Origin of the sequence: Umezawaea endophytica (genome assembly GCF_025061645.1) — a bacterium.
In the GTDB taxonomy this organism is placed as follows: domain Bacteria; phylum Actinomycetota; class Actinomycetes; order Mycobacteriales; family Pseudonocardiaceae; genus Umezawaea; species Umezawaea endophytica.
The window spans coordinates 43,024-61,122 of sequence record NZ_JANYMP010000025.1 but is presented as its reverse complement, the minus strand read 5'-3'; the positions used below and the strand labels follow the sequence as shown (position 1 = coordinate 61,122).

Genomic DNA, 18,099 nt, shown 5'->3' with positions numbered 1-18,099 from the left:
AGGCGCACCGGACCGGCCGGCGCGCGTATTCCGGTTGTCGCGGCGAGCCGGGATGGCACACCGCCCTAGTGCCCTGCCGCCGTCCAGACCCGAAGAAAATTGACCTTTGGGACCGCCGGACGCCGTGACTCGACCACACTCGAAAGGGATCGGATCAGCAGTGGCACGCGAAGTCGTCCCGTACGCAGACGGGGCGTGAAACAAGTGTACGCCGAAGAGGCCCGATCTCCGAACCGGGGCCTCCGGTTGTCCACAGGCCGGGTGGTTGTCCACAGATCCGATATTCGCGCTGGCACCGACACAGCCCACACCGCACCGTGAACCCATGCGCACATCACCCGCCCGCCACCCGCTCGGACCGCTCCAGACTAGGGGTGCGGTGGGGCGTTGTCGGCGCTTGCCGCGAGCCGGGGGGTTGGCGGAGCAGTCAGTGCTCCGGCTCGCCCGGCTACTCGCAGCCCGAACACTCCATTGGCTGACAGGTCGGTCGACGGCCCGGCTTACGACCTCGCCAGCGGTCACGTTGGCGGTCGAGCCACCGCTTCGGCCCGCTCGGCTCCGCAGCACCAGGTCGGCATTTTGGCCAGTGGCCCAGCCAACAACCGGGTTGGCGGATTGGCCAGTGGTCCGGTTCGCACTGTCCAGCACGGTTCACCTGGCAACTCGACTAGCCACCCGACTGACATCCAGCCCGCCTGCCGCACTACCAAGTCGACCAACAGCCAGGTCGGCGCTTCGCCCAGCAACCTGGCCCGCAGCCCAGTCCGACCTGGCTAGCCCGGCAATGTGGCCTGCGGTCCAGTCCAACGTGGTTCGCTCAGCGATGTGTCCTGCGGTCCAGCCCGACGTGGTTCGCCCGGCCATGTGGCCTGCGGTCCAGCCCGACCTGACTCGCCCCGCAACGTGGCCCCCAGTCCAGTCCGACCTGACTCGCCCCGCAACGTGGCCCCCAGTCCAGTCCGACCTGACTCGCCCCGCAACGTGGCCCCCAGTCCAGTCCGACCTGGTTCACCCCGCGACGTGGCCCGCAGCCCAATCCGACCTGGCTCGCCCCGCGACGTGGCCCGCAGCCCAATCCGACTTAGTTCGCTCAGCGATGTGGCCTGCGGTCCAGTCCGACGTGGTTCGCCCACGGCTCGGGGCTCCGGCCAGGCTGCCGACCGGGCCGCTGCCCAACCCTCTGACCAGGCCACTGTCTGGGCCGTTGCCCAACCCTCCGGTCAGACCGCTGACCGGGCCGCTGACCACGTCCGTGCTGCCATCCCCGCTGGCCAGCGTGCTCGTGGCGTTGCTGGCCGGTGTTCTCGTGGCGTCGCTGGCACCCCCGACCTCGGCGCAAGCCCGTCGAGGCGTCTACGGCTGGCCACTCGCGCCACCGCACCCCGTCCTCCGCGCGTTCAGCGCGCCAACAACCCCATATGGTCCTGGCCATCGAGGCGTTGACCTGGGCGGATCCGCAGGTGAGCCGGTACTGGCAGCCGGTGACGGCACCGTGCTCTTCGCAGGGGAGGTGGGCGACCGGCCGGTGGTGTCGGTGGTTCACGGCGGCGGCTTGCGCACGACGTACGAGCCGGTGAGCCCGACAGTCCGCACCGGCGATCCGATCAGGCGCGGCGAACCGCTCGGCACCCTCCTGCCAGGTCACGAGGGCTGTCCGATCCCAGCCTGCCTGCACTGGGGCGCCCGACGAGGCCAGGTCTACCTCAACCCGATCAGACTGGTCTCCCCCGGCCGAATCCGCCTGCTACCACTCCCACCTGCGGCAACACCTGGTCGTGCACCACCACGGCAAGTTCGGCACGTCCAGCTCAACCGAGGACACGATCACGAAGGGTGAGGCAGAACCACGATGTCGAGCGCGACGTCAGTCGCCGAACGAAAGGGTTAAGCGAGGTCGGTCGAGCAGAGGCCTGGTGCGCGACGGGAACTCCGTGGTTCCCGGTGGTGGAGCTGGTCGTGGCCGGAAGTGTGGGCTTCCGGCCACAGTCGACTAGCGGTGATCACCGGAGGTGGTCAGTCCGTCTGCTCGTTGAGCTTGGTGCGGAGGCGGAGCACCGCTCGCGTGTGCAGTTGGCAAACCCTGGACTTCGGTGACGCCCAGTACCTTGCCGATCTCGGCGAGGGTCAGGTTCTCGAAGTAGTAGAGGGTGACCACCACTCGGTCGCGTTCGGCGAGCTGGGCGATGGCGTCGGCCAGTTGGCGGCGGCTGTCCAGGTCGACGAGGGTCGCGACCGGGTCTTCCGCGTGGTTGTCGGGTATTGACTCGGCTAAGGAGGCGCCTGCTCCGGTACCCCCGCGGCCTGCGGCGATCAGTTCGTCCAGCGCGACGACGCTGGTGAGTTGCAACTGGGCGTAGAGCTCGCGCAGTTCCGCGAGGCCGATCTTGAGTTCGACGGCCAGTTCGCGGTCCGTCGGTGTGCGCTGCAACTGGCCGCCGAGGCGTTCCAGCGCGCGTTCCACGTCCCGCGCGCGGGAGCGGACCGAACGGGGAACCCAGTCCTGGGAGCGGAGGTCGTCCAGGATGGCGCCGCGAATGCGTTGCATCGCGTAGGTCTCGAACTTCAGGCCGCGTTCGAACTCGAACTTCTCGATCGCGTCGACCAGCCCGAAGATGCCGGACTGGATCAGGTCGCCGACGTCGACGTGGGCGGGCAGGCCCGTGCCGACTCGGCCGGCGACGTACTTGACCAGCGGTGCGTAGTGCAGGACCAGTCGGTCGCGGACGACCTGCTCGTGCGACTTCCCGTACTTCTGCCAGAGGGCGATGATCCCGGCTTCGACGTCGTCCGCGGTGCGTGATTCGGACGCCGGGTGAGCCGGGCGCTGGGAGCCGTTGCGCGTCGCGGGCGCGAGCATGACGGCATGGCCGTTCGCCACGGCACTCCCGTTTGGGAGGGGGTCACCGTCGATGCGGTGACCGTTGGTCCCCGCCGGGGTGTGCGCCTCCGACGTGGTTCCGACGTGCGCGGCAGTCGGGGAGTTCACGGTTGCGGTCCGCGAACCTCCCCCTGCGACGTCAGGAACGGGGGTGGGTTCGGTCATGGATCGCCTTCAGCCGTTCGACAGTGACGTGTGTGTAGAGCTGAGTTGTTGCGAGCGTAGCGTGACCAAGGAGTTCTTGGACTGTGCGCAGGTCCGCTCCCCCTTCCAAGAGGTGTGTCGCCGCTGAGTGGCGAAGTCCGTGCGGCCCGAGCGGGGCCGTACCTGGTACCGCACCCACTACATCGTGAACAACCCGCCTGGCGGTACGGGAATCGAGACGTCGACCTTGGACCCCCAGGAACAGCGCTTTCGACGCATCGGCGCTGACCAGCGCCGATCGGCCTCGTTCCACCCAACGCCGTACCGCACGTTCGGCCGGAACGCCGAACGGCACGGCGCGTTCGCGACTGCCCTTGCCAAGAACTCGAATCACCCTCAGGGAGTAGTCCACGTCGTCGAGGTCGAGACCGCACAACTCGGCGACTCGAACGCCCGTTGCGTAGAGCAACTCCACCACGGCTTGGTCACGCAGCGCAACCGGATCACCATTCTCCGCTGCAAAATCTGCGACGGTCATCGCAGCTTCGGCTTGGTCCTGGCGCAGCACGGCGGGCAGCGTGCGGTGCGGACGAGGCGCGGAAAGCCGCGGTCCGGGGTCCTCCGCGAGGAGGCCCGCGCGGGTCGCCCAGGCGGTGAACGTGCGGGCAGCCGCAGCTCGGCGCGCCATCGTCGTGCGGCTGGCCCCCGCCGCGAGCTGCGCCGCCAGCCAGGAGCGGAGCGCGGCGAGGTCGATCGACTCGACGGTCGCGTCAGCGGAGTCCCCCGCGGCCACGTGCACCACGAGACCCACCACGTCACCCAGGTAAGCACGCACCGTGTGCGGCGAAAGACCACGCTCCGAAGCCAGGTGACGCTCGTACGAGTCCAGGGCCGCGCGAACGTCCTCGGGCAGCTCGGCACGCGACCGGACGAGGTCGACACGACGAGTCCGTGCGGGCGGCGGCAGGGACATAGGCCATGACGCTGCGCCTTCGGTGGCCCTTGGTCAAGCATCGCCACACCTGTCCTGGGCATGAGAGCGTTTCCACCCGGAATCGACCCGTTCCGCCAGTCCCGCCATCTCCAAAGCGGGCAGCAGAGCGCGGACTGTCGACAAAGCGACTCCGGACTCGACCGCGATCACGTCGGCGCTGTTCCCGCCCACCAGCCCCAAGGCTTCGTGCACCCGAACCGCGTCACCTTGCGGCGGACCGACCGTGGTCTCCGACCGTCGCGTCGACTCGACCAGGTCGACGCCCAGCCGTCCCGTCGACTCGATCACCTCCGCGACGGTGCTGACGGCGATGGCCTCCCCCGACCGCAACAGGTCGTGGCAGCCGGTGGAACTGACGGACGTGACCGGCCCCGGCACCGCCATCAACACCCGCCCCAGCGCGGACGTGGAAGCCGCCGTGTTCTTCGCCCCGCTGCGCCGACCCGCCTCGACGACCACCGTGCCGTCACCGAGCGCCGCGATGAGCCGGTTGCGCGTCAGGAACCGGTGCCGCGCTGGCGTGTGCGTCGGCGGGTACTCGCTGACCACCAGGCCGCGCTCGGGGATGCGCGCGATCAACCCGGCGTGCCCGGCGGGGTAAGCGACGTCCACCCCGCAGGCCAGCACCGCGATGGTTACGCCACCAGCGGACAGCGCGCCGCGATGAGCGCACCCGTCGATCCCGTACGCCGCACCGGACACCACCACGATGCCCGCCTCCGCGAGCCCGTGCCCGAACTCCGCGGCGACGTGCTGCCCGTACCCGCTGGCCGCACGAGACCCGACCACCGCGACCGCCCGTTCGGCCAACTCGGCCACGTTCGCCTTGCCGCGCACCCACAACGCCAACGGCGCCAACCCGCACCGCAACCCTTGCGCGGCAGCGAGCACAAGCGCGTTGAACGGCCACTCAGGCCACTCGTCGTCCTCCGGAACGACCAACCGCCCACCCACCTCCGCGACCCGCCGCAGATCATCAGCCGCCCGATCCTCCGCCCGTCTCGCCGACGTCTGCCCTTCCACGCTCGACGGAACCTTGCCCGCTTTGACCAGTTCAGCCGCCCGGACCGGACCTTCTTCGGCGACGAACGCGGCCAGCGCGGGCGCGGGAGGCTCCGCGACGCGCGAGAGGTAGGCGCGGGCCAGCCGAACGCGATCAAGGCTCATGACGATCTCCGGTGGTGGGTTCTTGTTGCCAGTGCTGGTTGTTTGGCGGTGGGTGGATGGGTGGGAACGGTTGGGGGCGAGGTGTTGGTGAGGTGGGGCGGCGGGGCGGGAAGGCGAGGGGGCGGCAGGGAAAGGTGAGGGGGCGGGAAGGCGAGGTGGGGAGGCGAGCGGGGCGGCGGGGCGAGGAGAGACAGGGCAGCGAGGTGGGGAAGGAAGGCGTTGGCGGATCGTGGGTGGTCTGGTGGAGCTGCGAATGGGGCAGGGGTGAAGGGCAAATGGGGTTGGGGATTGGGCGGCTTGGCGTGGTTGACGCAGATGTGCGGAAACCGTGGTTTGGCGTAGTGCTGGGGATCGTGGGTGGGTTGAGTGGGTGGTGGTTGGGAGGGTCATCTGGCGGGTGGCTTTCGCGACGATTGAGGGCAGTGGTTAGGCGCCGGGGGCGCCGGGGGACTGCTGCCGGATCGGTAGGAAGCCGGGCGACGCGGATGTGGGGGGCCGCGTCGCAGGCTGGCGAGGTACGGGCCGAGAAGGCTAGGGGTGGGTGGGCTCGGCTGGGGCTGGTAGAGCGCAATTAGGGCGGACGAGCGGTGCGGACGTCGCAAGGCCAGCCAGGGTGAGGCCAGGCAGTGCGGCGAGCTGAAGGTGGAGCGGGTTGGACATCGCGAAGCTCGACGGCGGTGCGCTCAGACAGCCGAGCAGCTCAGACGTTCGAACCTAGGCAATGCAGCGATTCGGATGCCTCGAAGTGCGGCGGTGAAGTTGTCAGAGGTGGAGTGGTTGGGGCGTGGTGGGTAGAACGCGGTGGGTTGGCTTGAGTTGGTCGGTGGGATCGGTCGGTGGGCGACTGAAAGTGGTGCTGGCTGGAAAGCGGGATGGTCGGTCGGTGGGGGCAGCCAGTAGCCAGCGATGGTGGTCAGAGGGAATGGCTGGTCGGTGGGGGCAGCCAGTAGGCGGGAGTAGCCAGTTAGGTGGGGATGGCCAGTGGGTGGGGATGGCCAGAAAACGGGAACGGCCAATAGGTGGAATGGCTTGCAGCTGGAGCGGTCGGTAGCCAGAGCAGTTAGTCGGTGGGGCGGTTCGTAGTGGAGCAGCCCGCCATCGGAGCGACTGGTAGGTGAAGCGGCGGGTGGCCGGAGCAGCAGTAGCTAGCGCGGCCTGTAGTCGGAGCAGTCGGTAGGTGGGCAGCGGTAGTTGGGCAGCCCGTAGGTGGAGCAGCCCGTAGGTGGAGTGGCCGGTAGCCGGAGCGGCGCTAGTAGCTAGCGCGGCCCGTAGTCGGAGCAGCCAGTAGCTGGGACCGCAGAAGGCGGAGTGGCCAGAAGGCGGAGTGGCCAGTAAGTGGAGTGCCGGTAGGCGGGCTGTTGGTTGGTGGAGTGGCCGGTCGGTGGGCTGTTGGTTGGTGGAGTGGTTAGTACAGGGAGCGGCGTTCGCGGAATTCGAGGGCTGCTGCTACGTGGTTTGCGGTTGGGTTGGGGGCTTCTGCTAGGTCTGCGAGGGTCCAGGCGACTCGGATGCAGCGGTCTGCGCCGCGGCCTGTTAGGGAACCTGTGGAGAGGGCTCTGTCGAGTAGGGCTGTGGTGGGGCGGGGTAGGGCGAATTCTCTGCGTAGGGACGGGCCTGGGACTTCTGCGTTGGTGCGCCACGGTTCGCCGTGGGCGGACCAGCGTTCTGCTGCTCTGGTGCGGGCCTTGAGGACGCGGGCGCGCACTACGGCTGTGGGTTCCGGGGTGGTGAGTTCGGCGCCGTTCATGGCTATCAGGGGGCGCATCTTCACGCGTAGGTCGACTCGGTCCAGGAGAGGGCCGGAGAGTTTTGCCTGGTATCTGCGGCGGTCTCTGGGGGTGCAGGTGCAGTCGACCTCCTTCGGTGGGGCGCAGGGGCAGGTGTTGGTGGCCAGCACCAACTGGAAGCGGGCCGGGTAGCGGACCGTGCCCGCCTGCCTGGCCAGGCGGACCTCGCCCTCCTCCAAGGCGGTGCGGAGGGCGTCGAGACCGGTTCTGCTGAACTCGCAGGCCTCGTCCAGGAAGAGGACGCCGCGGTGGGCCTTGCTGGCCGAGCCGGGTTTGGCCAGGCCGGTGCCGCCGCCCACCAGGGCGGCCACGGAGGCGGAGTGGTGCAGGGCGATGAACGGCGGGGCCGCCACCAGCGGTGCCTCGGTGGAAAGCAGGCCCGCCACCGAGTGGATGGCGGTGACCTCCAGGGCTTCCGAGGTGGTGAGGGGTGGCAGCAGGCCGCCAAGGCGTTGGGCGAGCATCGTCTTGCCGGTGCCCGGCGGGCCGCTGAGGAGCAGGTGGTGCCCGCCCGCCGCGGCCACCTCCAGTGCCCAGCGCGCCTCGGGTTGGCCGAGGACGTCGGCCAGGTCGGCCGAACCGGGTGGTGGCGGCGCGTCCGGGGGCGGGGCCGGGTGGAGTGCGGTGTCGTCGCCCCTCAGCCACGCGACCACCTCGGTCAGGCTGGCGGCTCCGCGGACGGTCAAGCCCTCCACCAGCGACGCCTCCGGCAGGGACTCGACCGGGACGACGGCGTGCCGCAAACCCTCCCGCCTCGCGGCCAGCAGGGCGGGCAGCACACCGCGAACGCCGCGCAGCCTGCCGTCCAGCGCCAGCTCACCCAGCAGGACGGTGTCGGCCAAGCGGTCGGCCGGAACGGAGTTCGCGGCGGCCAGTACCACTGACGCCAGCGCCAGGTCGTAACCCGCGCCGCCCTTAGGGAGCGCCGCGGGCGAGAGGCCCAGCGTCACGCGCTGGGTCGGCCAGGTGTGGTCGCTGTTGCGGATGGCCGCCCGGACCCGGTCCTTCGACTCGTGCAGCGCCGCGTCCGGGAGGCCGAGGAGCTGGGTCTTCACGGTGCCCGCGCCGACGTCGGCCTCGATCTCGACCACGACGCCGTCGACCCCGAACAGGGCGACAGACCACGCCCTCGCGAGGCCCATCACAAGCCTTTCAGGTGGTGCAGCCGAACTTCACCCTCCGGTGTCCAGAGGACGGAGATCGCGTCGTACCTGATGGACACCCAGCCGACGCGGTACGCCATCAGCCAGCGCTGGGTCGCCTTGCGGACGCGGGCCAGCTTCTCCGGTGTCACGGCCTCCAGCGGGCCGCCGAACGCGACACCGGATCTGCTCTTGACCTCCACCACGATCAACTGGTCGCCGTCGGTGCACACCGCGTCGAGCTCGCCGTCGCGGCAGGCCCAGTTGCGGCTCAGGACCACCAGGCCCAGGCGCTCCAGGTACTCGCACGCCAGGTCCTCGCCCTGCCTGCCCAGGGTGCGTTCGGCCACGTCCACCATCTGTCGTTCCCCCTCGGTCGTCTGGTTCGACTCTGCCCAGGGGGGCGAGGAGCGGCCAGGGGGAATCCCGGAACTGTGGACAACTACCGGGGCTGTGGACAGGTCGCGATCTTCAACGGCCTGATCAGCGCGAACTGTCGGACGGGTGTGCTAGTGCGGACAGCCTTCAGGGGACCCCTCCACCAGCGGAGGGGTCCCCTGAAGACCGAGGTCGGCGTGCGCCGGTGGATCACGTGTCGAACGGGCCGCCCTCGGGAAGCCGCAGGTCGGGCTTGTCCAGCTCCTCGACGTTCACGTCCTTGAACGTGATGACGCGGACGTTCTTCACGAACCTGGCCGGGCGGTACATGTCCCACACCCAGGCATCGGACATGCGCACCTCGAAGTAGACCTCGCCGTCCGCGTTGCGAACCTGCACGTCCACCGAATTGGCGAGGTAGAACCGCCGTTCGGTCTCCACGACGAACGAGAACTGGCTGACGATGTCGCGGTACTCCTTGTACAGCGACAGCTCCATCTCGGTCTCGTACTTTTCGAGATCCTCTGCACTCATTACGCCTCCGCGCGGGTAATCATCGAATCCGCGCCCCTCCTCGTCGCGAGCCCTGCCGCCCCCGCAACCGGGGGTGCCCCATTCTGGACCACGCCGATCGCGGCCACACTGCGCGCCACACGGTGTGGCGGCTCAAGTCCGTGCCGGATCGCGGCTGACGCCACGTTCGCATACGACCACCGGTGCTCCGCGCTCGGGCCGTGTTCCACCAGCGCGGAGGTGTGCACGGCGGTGCAGTACCCCTTGTGGACGTCGAAGCCGTAGACCGGCAGCTCGCCGTGCAGGCCGGACATGATCCGGTCCCTGGTGACCTTCGCGAGCACCGACGCGGCGGCGACGCACGCGGCCACCCGGTCGCCCTTCACCACCGGCATGCTCGGCGCGGTCAGGCCCGGCACCCGGAACCCGTCCGTCAGCACGTAACCGGGGTGGCCGGACAACTGGGCCACGGCCCGCCGCATGCCCTCGATGTTCGCCACGTGCACGCCGATCCCGTCGACCTCGGCGGCCGGGATCACGATGACCGTGTAGTCCACCGCGCGGGCCAGCACCACGTCGTACATGCGGTCCCTGGCGGCGGCGGTGAGCAGCTTGGAGTCCGTCAGCCCCTCGAAGCGCGCCGCGTCCTTGGGCTTCAGCACGCACGACGCGACCACCAGCGGGCCCGCGCACGCGCCGCGGCCCGCTTCGTCGACCCCGGCGACGGGGCCGAGTCCACGGCGGTCCAGCGCGGCTTGCAGGGCCCAGATCCCGGCGTCCCGCCGGACGACCACGCGGGGTGGGTTGCGGATCACCCGACGACCCTATCCCAGGGTCTTGCGGCGGAACCTGGCCCGCGCACGCTTGCCGAGGAACAGCACCGGCCACGCGAAGGCGATGCCGACGCCCGCGGGGAGCGCGGACTGCCAGGACGGGGCGCCCATGGCGACGACCTGGGACTGCGGGTTGTGGTCCGTGACGCCCTGCCAGCGCGAGGGTGGCAGCACGACGGCGCGCGCCTTGCCCACGACGTTGTCGATCGGCACGAGCCCGCCTTCCCGGCCGTCGCCCTGGCACCGCGAGTCGCACGAGTCGTTGCGGTTGTCGCCCAGCACGAACAGGAAGCCCTTCGGGATCGTCAGGTCGGCGAACGACTCCTGGACGGTGCTCCGGCCCGGTTCCCAGTACAGGTACGACTCGTCGAGGGGCTTGCCGTCGACGGTGACCCGGTTCTTGTCGTCGCAGCACTTCACCGTCTGGCCGCCCACGGCGATGACGCGCTTGACGAAGTCCTCCTGGCTGGCGGAGGGCAGGCCGATGAGCGCGCCGAGCCCCTGGAGGCCCTTCTGGAACGCGTTCGTCGGCTCCGCCGTCACGAAGTCGTTCTGCCAGCTCTGCGGCCCGTGGAAGACGATCACGTCGCCGGGAGCGGGTTCGCTGAAGTCGTACGTGATCTTGTCGACCAGCACGCGGTCGCCGTAGCAGCCGTTGCAGCCGTGCAGCGTCTGCTCCATCGACTCCGACGGGATCATGTACACCCGCGCCAGGAAGGTCTGGATCAGGAAGGCGAGCCCGAAGGCCACGACCACCAGGATCGGCAGCTCTTTCCAGAACGAACCCTTGCGCTTGCCCTTCTGGGCTTTCCGCGCACGCTCCCGCCAGGCCTCGACGGCCTCCTCATCGCTGGAGCGATAGGGGTCTTCATCGGATGGGCCTCGGGAGGGCACTACGTCTACCACCCGCTCAGAGTACCCAGACGTTGTGTGTGAACCCGGTTCAGCGACGGGTGAACAGCCGATCGCGCAGTCGCCGACCCAGGAACAGAACCGGCCACGCCGACGCGATTGCGACACCGGCGGGCAAACCGCGCTGCCACTCCGGGGCGCCGATGGCGATCGACTGGGGGTTGTGGTCGCTGATCCCGCCCCAGCGTGAGGGCGGGATGACGATGACGCGGGCCTTGCCGATGACGTTCGCCTCGGGGACGGTGCCCGCCACGCCGCCGCCACCCTGCTTGCGGGAGTCGGTGGAGTTCGTGCGGTTGTCACCCATCACCCAAAGGTGTCCTTCGGGGACCTTCACGGGTTCGAACGGCTCGTGGTCCTCGGGACCGGTGCCCGGCTGCCAGTAGATGTACGGCTCGTCGAGGGGCTTGCCGTCGACGATCAGCCGGTGCTTGTCGTCGCAGCACTGGACGGTCTGGCCGCCCGTGGCGATGACGCGCTTGACGAAGTCGCGCTCGTCCGGCGGCGCGAGGCCCACCACGGACGCGGCGCTCTGGAGCGCGGCGACGACCGGGTTGTCCGAACGGTTGGACTGGATGTCGTTCTGGCCCCACGAGTCGGGGCCGCGGAACACGACCACTTCACCGGGCGAGATGTCGGCGAAGTCGTAGGTGAGCTTGTCGACCAGCACCTTGTCGTTCACGCAGCCGGGGCACCCGTGCAGCGTTTGCTCCATCGACGCCGACGGGATCACGTAGACCCGCGCCAGGAACGTCTGGATCACGAAGGTGAGCACCAGTGCGGTCCCCGCGAGGATCAGCAGTTCACGCCACAGCGGGGTCTTCTTCTTCGCCTTGGACCTGCCACCCCCGGCCGAGTCCGGAATGGACTCGAACTCGGCCTCGGGGGTTACGGCTGGGTCGCTGACACGATCTTCACCCTGGGGATCTGAATCGTTGCCGTCAGCGGACGAACGCACGGGGTCTGCCACGTAGGCAGGCTACGCGTAGGGATGCGAGACGCTGTCAGGCACCCGGCTTGGCGGTGCGCTTCTCCTTGATCTTGGCGGCCTTGCCGCGCAGATCCCGGAGGTAGTACAGCTTCGCGCGGCGCACGGCGCCACGGGTCGCGACCTCGATCTCCGCGATGTTCGGGGAGTGCACCGGGAAGGTGCGCTCGACGCCGACACCGAAGGAGACCTTGCGAACCGTGAAGGTCTCGCGAATCCCGCCACCCTGGCGGCGAATCACGATGCCCTGGAACACCTGGACCCGCTCGCGCGTGCCCTCGATGACCCGGACGTGAACCTTCAGCGTGTCGCCCGGCCGGAAGCTGGGGATGTCGGAGCGCAGCGACTGGGCGTCAAGAGCGTCCAGGGTGTTCATCGGTGGTCCGTCCTCGTCCTCAATATGTCTCGCGTACTCCCCCAGAGCGCAATGCAGCTTCAGAGTGCGACACCTTGGGGGCGGGCTTGCGGCGCGCGCCGGAACGAATAACCGGCTGCAGCAACCTGTCCAGTGTGCCAGATGGGCACCTCCGGAATGAAATCGACCCTACTCCTCCACCGACCGCAGTCGGTCGAGCAGGGCCCGGTCGTGCTTGTCGAAGGATTCCTCAGGAAGGGCTTCGAGCAGCTCAGGACGCCTGTGCAGGGTCCGTTCGAGCGATTGGTCACGGCGCCAGCGGTCGATCAGCCGGTGGTTGCCCGACAGCAGCACGTCCGGCACCGACAGGTCGCGCCACACCTCCGGACGGGTGTAGCTCGGCCCTTCGAGCAGGCCGTCGGAGAACGAGTCCTCCGCCGCCGAGCGCGGGTTGCCGAGCACGCCGGGCAGCAGGCGGACGACGGCCTCGACCATCACCAGCACCGCCACCTCGCCGCCGACGAGCACGTAGTCGCCGATGGAGACCTCGTCCACGCGCATGCGGGTGGACGCGTCGTCGATCACGCGCTGGTCGATGCCCTCGTAGCGCCCGCAGGCGAACACCAGCCGCGGCTCGGCCGCGTACTCGTGCGCCAGCGCCTGGGTGAACGGCCGCCCCGCCGGGGTCGGCACGACCAGCCGCGGCGCCGGGTCACCGGCGCACACCTGGTCGAGCGCGTCGCCCCAGACCTGCGGCCGCATCACCATGCCGGGACCGCCGCCGTACGGGCTGTTGTCCACGGCCTTGTGCACGTCGTGCGTCCAGTCGCGGAGGTCGTGCACGTCGACGCTGATCAAGCCCTTGTCGATCGCCTTGCCGAGCAGCGCGGCCCTGATCGGGTCGAGGTACTCGGGGAAGATCGTCAGAACGTCAATCCGCATCGAGCAGGCCCTCCGGCGGGTCGATGACGACCTTGCCGCCCTTGACGTCCACGGTCGGCACGATCTGCCGCACGAACGGCACCAGCAGTTCGCCGCCGCCCTCGCGGTTGACGACGAGCAGCTCGGCACCCGCGGTGTGGGCGATCTCCTTGACGGTGCCTACCTTCGTCCCGTCGAGCATCTCCACGACCAGGCCTTCGAGCTCGTGGTCGTAGAACTCGTCCGGGTCGTCGGTCGGCGGCAGGTCGTCCGTGCTGCCCAGCAGCAGCGTGCCGCGCAGCGACTCCGCGACGTCCCTGGTCAGCACCTGCTCGAAACGCACCAGCAGCCGCCCGGAGTGGTTCCGGGCGGCTGCGACGGTGAGGGTGCGCGTCGTCCCATCGCGCAGCTTCGCGACCAGTGCCGAACCGAGCGCGAACCGCGTCTCGGGTGAATCGGTGCGCACGTCAACGGCGAGTTCGCCGGTGATCCCGTGCGCCTTGGCCACGCGGCCGACGACGACGTCCATGCCCTACTTCTGTGTGCTTGTTGTGGCTAGCGGTCGGTGTCGACCACGTCGACGCGAACGCCACGGCCACCGATACCGGCCATGACGGTGCGCAGGGCGGTGGCGGTGCGACCGCCGCGCCCGATCACCTTGCCGAGGTCGTCCGGGTGGACGTGCACCTCGAGGGTGCGACCGCGACGAGTGGTGACCAAGGTCACCCGGACGTCGTCCGGGTGGTCGACGATGCCACGAACGAGGTGTTCGAGGGCGTCAGCCAACAAACTCACGCCTCGTCCTTGGGCGCCTCGGCGGCAGGTTCCGCGTCAGCCTTCTTCGCGGACTTCTTCTTCGGGGTGGTGGCCTCGGCCATCGGCTCCGACGAAGCGGCGGCGAGGGCGGCGGCGAAGAGGTCGGCCTTCGACGTCTTGGCCTCCTTCACCTTCAGCGTGCCCTCTTCGCCCGGCAGCTTCTTGAACTTCTGCCAGTCACCGGTGATCTCCAGCAGGCGCTGGACGGACTCGGTCGGCTGCGCGCCGACGCCCAGCCAGTACTGCGCCCGGTCGGAGTCGACGTCGATGAACGACGGCTCCTCCTTGGGGTGGTACTTGCCGATCGTCTCGATGGCCTTGCCGTTGCGGCGGGTGCGAGCGTCCGAAACGATGATCCGGTAGTAAGGCTGACGGATCTTGCCAAGCCGCTGAAGCTTGATCTTGACGGCCACGGGTACTGGTACTCCTCAAGCTCTCGTTTACCAAGGTGCGGGCGCTCGTCACCCGAGTGGGGCACGGGTGGGAAAGCCCAAAGAACATGGCGCCACAGCACGGTGAGAGGGTCCGGCCTCGGCGAACAACAGTCCATTCTGCCAGACGGCCTCCGCTACGGCCGAATCGGTCGGGCGAAAGCCACCAGATGGACCCCCGCGGAGGTCAGCGCGTCCCGCACCGCACGGGCGTGCGCGACGGCTCCGGGGGTGTCGCCGTGCAGGCAGAGCGACGCCGCGCCGGTGTTCAGGACCGTGCCGTCGACGGCGACGATCTCCCCCCGTTCGGCCAGCCGGAGGGCCCGGTCGACGATGGCCGGGGTGTCCGTGAGCAGCGCGTTCGACTCCCGGCGGGACACCAGCGCCCCCTCGGGCGTGTACCCGCGGTCCGCGAACGCCTCGGTCACGGCGGGCAGCCCGGCGGCCTCGGCCTCGGCCAGCAGGCGCGAACCCGGCAGGCCGAGCACGGGCAGGGCGCCGAACGCGCGGACGCCGTCGACCACGGCCCGCGCCTGCGCCTCGTGGTGCACGGCCGCGTTGTAGAGGGCTCCGTGCGGCTTCACGTACGCGACCGCCGTGCCCGCCGCCCTGGCGCACGCGTCGAGCGCACCGACCTGGTAGAGCACCTCGTCGGCCAGCTCCGCCGGGTCGACGTCGATGAAGCGGCGGCCGAACCCGGCGAGGTCCCGGTAGGACACCTGGGCGCCGACCGACACCCCGCGCTCCGCGGCGGCGGCGCACACCCTGCGCATGGTCGACGGGTCCCCCGCGTGGAAACCGCAGGCCACGTTCGCGCTGGTCACCACGTCGAGCAGCGCGTCGTCGTCGCCGAGGCGCCAGACGCCGAACCCCTCGCCGAGGTCGCTGTTGAGGTCGATCACGCGGGCATCACCCCGACGGCGATGAGCAGGATCGTCAGGCCGGGCAGGAAGTTGTTCACGACGTGCGCGACCACGCTGGCGGTCAGCCTGCGGGTGATCAGCCTGGCGATGCCGATGGGCAGCGCGATGACGATCAGCAGCGACGTGCGGAGCGGTTCGAGGTGGCTGGCCGCGAAGATCAGCGTGGTGAGCAGGAACGCCGCCCACCTGCTCCAGCCCTGGCGCTCGATCGCGCCCCACAGCAGGCCGCGGTAGATCAGCTCCTCGCAGACCGGGCCGACGAAGCACACGTAGAGGAACATCACCACGGCCACCGACACCGGCATCGTGGTGCCGTCCACCAGCTCACCGATCGTGGACGTCGCGTTCTGGTTGCCGACGAACCGCGCCCACACCATCGCGGCGACGTAGGTCAGCACCATGCCGAGCGCGCCCAGCTTGAGGCCGACCTTCACGTCCGCCCAGTTCCACTCCAGGCGGAGGTCGATCAACGGCCCGTTGCCGCGCACGAGGGTGATCACGACGGCCACGGCCGCCGCGAGCACCGTCGGCACGATCGAGCCGATCAGCAGGAACGCCATCGAACTGGAGAGGTCGGCTCCCGATGTGCTGGCGATGGCGGTGATGAACACCGCGCTGAGGATGAAGACGGCCTCGACGAGCAGGAAAGCGCCGAAACCCCAGCGCTGCCCCTCCCGTTCGGGTTCGGGCTCCCGGCTCACCGCGCGGACACTGGCCAACAGCCCCTGCGGTGGGGGTTCGAGCGGTGGGTTCACGAGTCATCACCCTAATCAGGAGGCGCCCGCGTACAGGTAAACCGCTGGGAGCAGGTTGTTCGTGGCGTGCGCCACCATGCTGGACGACGTGCGTCCGGTGATCATCCTCGCCGCGCCGATCGCCACGCCCTGGGCGAAGAGCCCGAGCGTGCGCCACGACTCCTCGTGCAGGAACGCGAAGATCAGCGCCGTCAGGACGAGGATCGTGGTGCGGGGCACGCGGTAGTGCTCCAGCGCCTTCCAGAGGGCTCCCCTGGTGAGGAGTTCCTCGGTGATCGGGGCGCCCGCGAAGACGAAGAGGGCGGCCACGGCCAGCCAGACGGACTTGCCGCCCGAGAGGAGGCCGATGTCCTCCAGGGCCGACCTGGTGTCGGCGGTGTCCCTGCGGACGCTGAGGAGGAGGACGCCGACCACCCAGGCCACCAGGAGGGACAGGCCGCCGCAGGCCAAGCCCACCTTGACGTCGCGCCAGGTGGGTTTGAGGCCGAAGTCCTGGGTGGGTCCCGCGCCTCTGAGGCGGGAGATCACGGCCGGGCCCGCGCCGAGGAGGACGTTGGGGAGGAAGAGGAGGAGCAGGAGGGGGCCCAGGACCGGGGGGCTGCTGACGTCGAACTGCTCGAAGCGGTCGGCTGTCAGGGCGGTCACGGCGAAGGTGGACAGGTAGTAGCCGGCCAAGCCGGTGAAGAAGGCTGCGAACGCCCAGTGGGCGCGTTCGGGGGTTGGTTCCTCCACCTGCACGAACGTACTGGGGGTTGACCTTGGGGACCGAACAGGTCAACCCGGATGGAGGCGGGGGGTGCTTGGTGGGTCGCGTCTGGGTGGGGGGCGGGTTGGGTGAGGGGGTGGCGCCCCGGTCGCGCAATTATTTCGATGCCCGTCAGGCCTTGTCAAGGCGGGAAAGATGCCTTGACAAGGCCTGACGGGCACGAAGGGCGCTGTGGATCGGGGGCACGGGAGGGGTGTGGGCGCTACCCGTGTGGTGCGGTGGGTGGGGGTTGGGAATTAGGGCCGCGAGTTCGTGGGTGGGGCGGTGGGGCTGGTGGCGGTAGTCCGGTGGGGCAAGAGATAGGGGGTGGGACTGTTGGCTAGTGGATGCGACCCCTGAGCATGATCAGCTTGGGGTGCCTCAGGGCGTTTAGGTCTGTGCGGGGGTCGGTGTCGTAGACGACTACGTCTGCTGCTGAGCCCTCGGTGAGGCTGGGGTAGCCGAGCCACGTTCTTGCTGACCACGAGGCTGCTGCGATGGCCTGGTCGGTGGTCATGCCTACGCGGTGCAGGGCTTCGATCTCGTCGACGATCAGGCCGTGGGCTATGCCGCCGCCCGCGTCCGTGCCTGCGTAGACGGGGATGCCCGCTTCGATCGCCTTGGCGACCGTGGTGCTCACGCCTGCGTGCAAGGAGCGCATGTGGGTGGCGTAGGTCGGGTACTTGGCGGCGCTGTTGGCGATGCCGGGGAACGTCTCGATGTTGACCAGGGTGGGTACCAGGGCCGCGCCGGTGCTCGCCATGAGGCTGATGGTGTCGTCGGTGAGGCCGGTGCCGTGTTCGATGCAGTCGATGCCCGCCTTGAGCAGGCCCGGTAGGGCGTCCTCGCCGAAGACGTGCGCGGTGACCCTGGCGCCGCCCTCGTGGGCGACCTTGATCGCCTCGGTGAGGACGTCGTCCTCCCAGAGGGGGGCCAGGTCGCCCTGGGCTCGGTCGATCCAGTCGCCGACCAGCTTGACCCAGCCGTCGCCGTAGGCGACCTGCTCGGCCACGGCCGCCGGGAGGTCGGCCGGGTCCTCGACGTCCGTGCCCAGGTACGGGACGTAGCGCTTCGGGCGGGACAGGTGCCTGCCCGCTCGGATGATCCTCGGGAGGTCCAAGCGCTCCTGGAGCGGGCGGGTGTCCAGCGGGGCGCCGCAGTCGCGGAGCAGGAGGGTGCCCGCGTCGCGGTCCACCTCAGCCTGCGTCGCGGCCTCGGCCAGGTCGACCGGGCCCTTCGGGCCGATGCCCACGTGGCAGTGCGCGTCCACCAGGCCCGGCAGGAGGTAGCCGCCGTCCACGACGGTGCGCGCGCCGGGAACCTCGCGGGTCCTGATGCGGCCGTTGACCACCCACAGGTCGCGCTGGTCGCCGTCCGGGAGGACGACGCCGCGCAGGTGCATCCCGCTCATGCGACG

The 18,099-nt window shown here is 69.5% G+C and carries 18 protein-coding genes and 1 pseudogene; 1 reads left to right on the top strand and 18 read right to left on the bottom strand.

Annotated features, from left to right (window positions below; genetic code table 11):
• Window positions 1–325 precede the first annotated feature (325 nt).
• On the top strand, window positions 326–1,837 hold the full coding sequence (locus NZH93_RS50990) for a M23 family metallopeptidase (RefSeq protein ID WP_308214288.1): 1,512 nt from the start codon (window positions 326–328) through the stop codon (window positions 1,835–1,837).
• Window positions 1,838–2,013: 176 nt separating this feature from the next.
• Here NZH93_RS50990 and NZH93_RS37690 read toward each other — a convergent pair.
• The 18 genes and pseudogenes from NZH93_RS37690 to NZH93_RS37605 all read right to left on the bottom strand — a co-directional run bounded on the left by NZH93_RS37690 (window position 2,014) and on the right by NZH93_RS37605 (window position 18,093).
• Window positions 2,014–2,857 (bottom strand): annotated as a pseudogene (locus tag NZH93_RS37690) (FliA/WhiG family RNA polymerase sigma factor).
• Between the two features lie 160 nt (window positions 2,858–3,017).
• Window positions 3,018–3,995: a tyrosine recombinase XerC gene (locus NZH93_RS37685; protein ID WP_259628076.1), complete on the bottom strand. Its 978-nt coding sequence runs from the start codon at window positions 3,993–3,995 to the stop codon at window positions 3,018–3,020.
• 33 nt (window positions 3,996–4,028) lie between these two features.
• Window positions 4,029–5,183 (bottom strand): DNA-processing protein DprA, encoded by a 1,155-nt coding sequence (gene dprA / locus NZH93_RS37680; RefSeq protein WP_259628075.1) that lies wholly within the window; start codon window positions 5,181–5,183, stop codon window positions 4,029–4,031.
• Between the two features lie 1,405 nt (window positions 5,184–6,588).
• Window positions 6,589–8,112, bottom strand: a complete 1,524-nt coding sequence (locus NZH93_RS37675) for a YifB family Mg chelatase-like AAA ATPase (RefSeq protein WP_259628074.1) — start codon at window positions 8,110–8,112, stop codon at window positions 6,589–6,591.
• The gene (locus NZH93_RS37670; RefSeq protein ID WP_259628073.1) at window positions 8,112–8,471 is read right to left on the bottom strand and encodes a YraN family protein; all 360 of its coding nucleotides are present in this window, start codon (window positions 8,469–8,471) and stop codon (window positions 8,112–8,114) included. Before NZH93_RS37670 ends, NZH93_RS37675 begins: the two co-directional genes overlap by 1 nt.
• A gap of 229 nt (window positions 8,472–8,700) precedes the next feature.
• On the bottom strand, window positions 8,701–9,024 hold the full coding sequence (locus NZH93_RS37665) for a DUF2469 domain-containing protein (protein WP_259628072.1): 324 nt from the start codon (window positions 9,022–9,024) through the stop codon (window positions 8,701–8,703).
• Entirely contained in the window at window positions 9,024–9,818 is a 795-nt protein-coding gene (locus NZH93_RS37660) for a ribonuclease HII (RefSeq protein WP_259628071.1), read from the bottom strand. The genes NZH93_RS37665 and NZH93_RS37660 overlap by 1 nt, the downstream gene beginning before the upstream one ends.
• A 9-nt stretch (window positions 9,819–9,827) precedes the next feature.
• The gene (lepB, locus tag NZH93_RS37655) at window positions 9,828–10,742 is read right to left on the bottom strand and encodes a signal peptidase I (protein ID WP_259628070.1); all 915 of its coding nucleotides are present in this window, start codon (window positions 10,740–10,742) and stop codon (window positions 9,828–9,830) included.
• Window positions 10,743–10,779: 37 nt separating this feature from the next.
• Entirely contained in the window at window positions 10,780–11,718 is a 939-nt protein-coding gene (gene lepB, locus NZH93_RS37650; protein WP_259628069.1) for a signal peptidase I, read from the bottom strand.
• Between the two features lie 34 nt (window positions 11,719–11,752).
• Window positions 11,753–12,112: a 50S ribosomal protein L19 gene (gene rplS / locus NZH93_RS37645; protein ID WP_259628068.1), complete on the bottom strand. Its 360-nt coding sequence runs from the start codon at window positions 12,110–12,112 to the stop codon at window positions 11,753–11,755.
• A 168-nt stretch (window positions 12,113–12,280) separates the two neighbouring features.
• Window positions 12,281–13,033 carry a tRNA (guanosine(37)-N1)-methyltransferase TrmD gene (gene trmD / locus NZH93_RS37640; protein WP_259628067.1) on the bottom strand — a complete coding sequence of 251 codons (753 nt, stop codon included), beginning with the start codon at window positions 13,031–13,033 and terminating at the stop codon, window positions 12,281–12,283.
• Window positions 13,023–13,541: a ribosome maturation factor RimM gene (rimM, locus tag NZH93_RS37635; protein WP_259628066.1), complete on the bottom strand. Its 519-nt coding sequence runs from the start codon at window positions 13,539–13,541 to the stop codon at window positions 13,023–13,025. Before rimM ends, trmD begins: the two co-directional genes overlap by 11 nt.
• 26 nt (window positions 13,542–13,567) lie before the next feature.
• Complete coding sequence (locus NZH93_RS37630) at window positions 13,568–13,807, bottom strand: RNA-binding protein (RefSeq protein ID WP_025360511.1); 240 nt, start codon at window positions 13,805–13,807, stop codon at window positions 13,568–13,570.
• Complete coding sequence (gene rpsP, locus NZH93_RS37625; RefSeq protein ID WP_259628065.1) at window positions 13,804–14,241, bottom strand: 30S ribosomal protein S16; 438 nt, start codon at window positions 14,239–14,241, stop codon at window positions 13,804–13,806. Before rpsP ends, NZH93_RS37630 begins: the two co-directional genes overlap by 4 nt.
• A gap of 155 nt (window positions 14,242–14,396) precedes the next feature.
• A complete protein-coding gene (locus NZH93_RS37620; RefSeq protein WP_259628064.1) occupies window positions 14,397–15,161 on the bottom strand; it encodes a LamB/YcsF family protein in 765 nt (254 codons plus the stop codon).
• On the bottom strand, window positions 15,158–15,937 hold the full coding sequence (locus NZH93_RS37615; protein WP_372506974.1) for a CPBP family intramembrane glutamic endopeptidase: 780 nt from the start codon (window positions 15,935–15,937) through the stop codon (window positions 15,158–15,160). The genes NZH93_RS37620 and NZH93_RS37615 overlap by 4 nt, the downstream gene beginning before the upstream one ends.
• A gap of 15 nt (window positions 15,938–15,952) precedes the next feature.
• Window positions 15,953–16,669 (bottom strand): CPBP family intramembrane glutamic endopeptidase, encoded by a 717-nt coding sequence (locus tag NZH93_RS37610; RefSeq protein WP_259628063.1) that lies wholly within the window; start codon window positions 16,667–16,669, stop codon window positions 15,953–15,955.
• 353 nt (window positions 16,670–17,022) lie between these two features.
• A complete protein-coding gene (locus NZH93_RS37605) occupies window positions 17,023–18,093 on the bottom strand; it encodes an amidohydrolase family protein (RefSeq protein ID WP_259628062.1) in 1,071 nt (356 codons plus the stop codon).
• Window positions 18,094–18,099 lie beyond the last annotated feature (6 nt).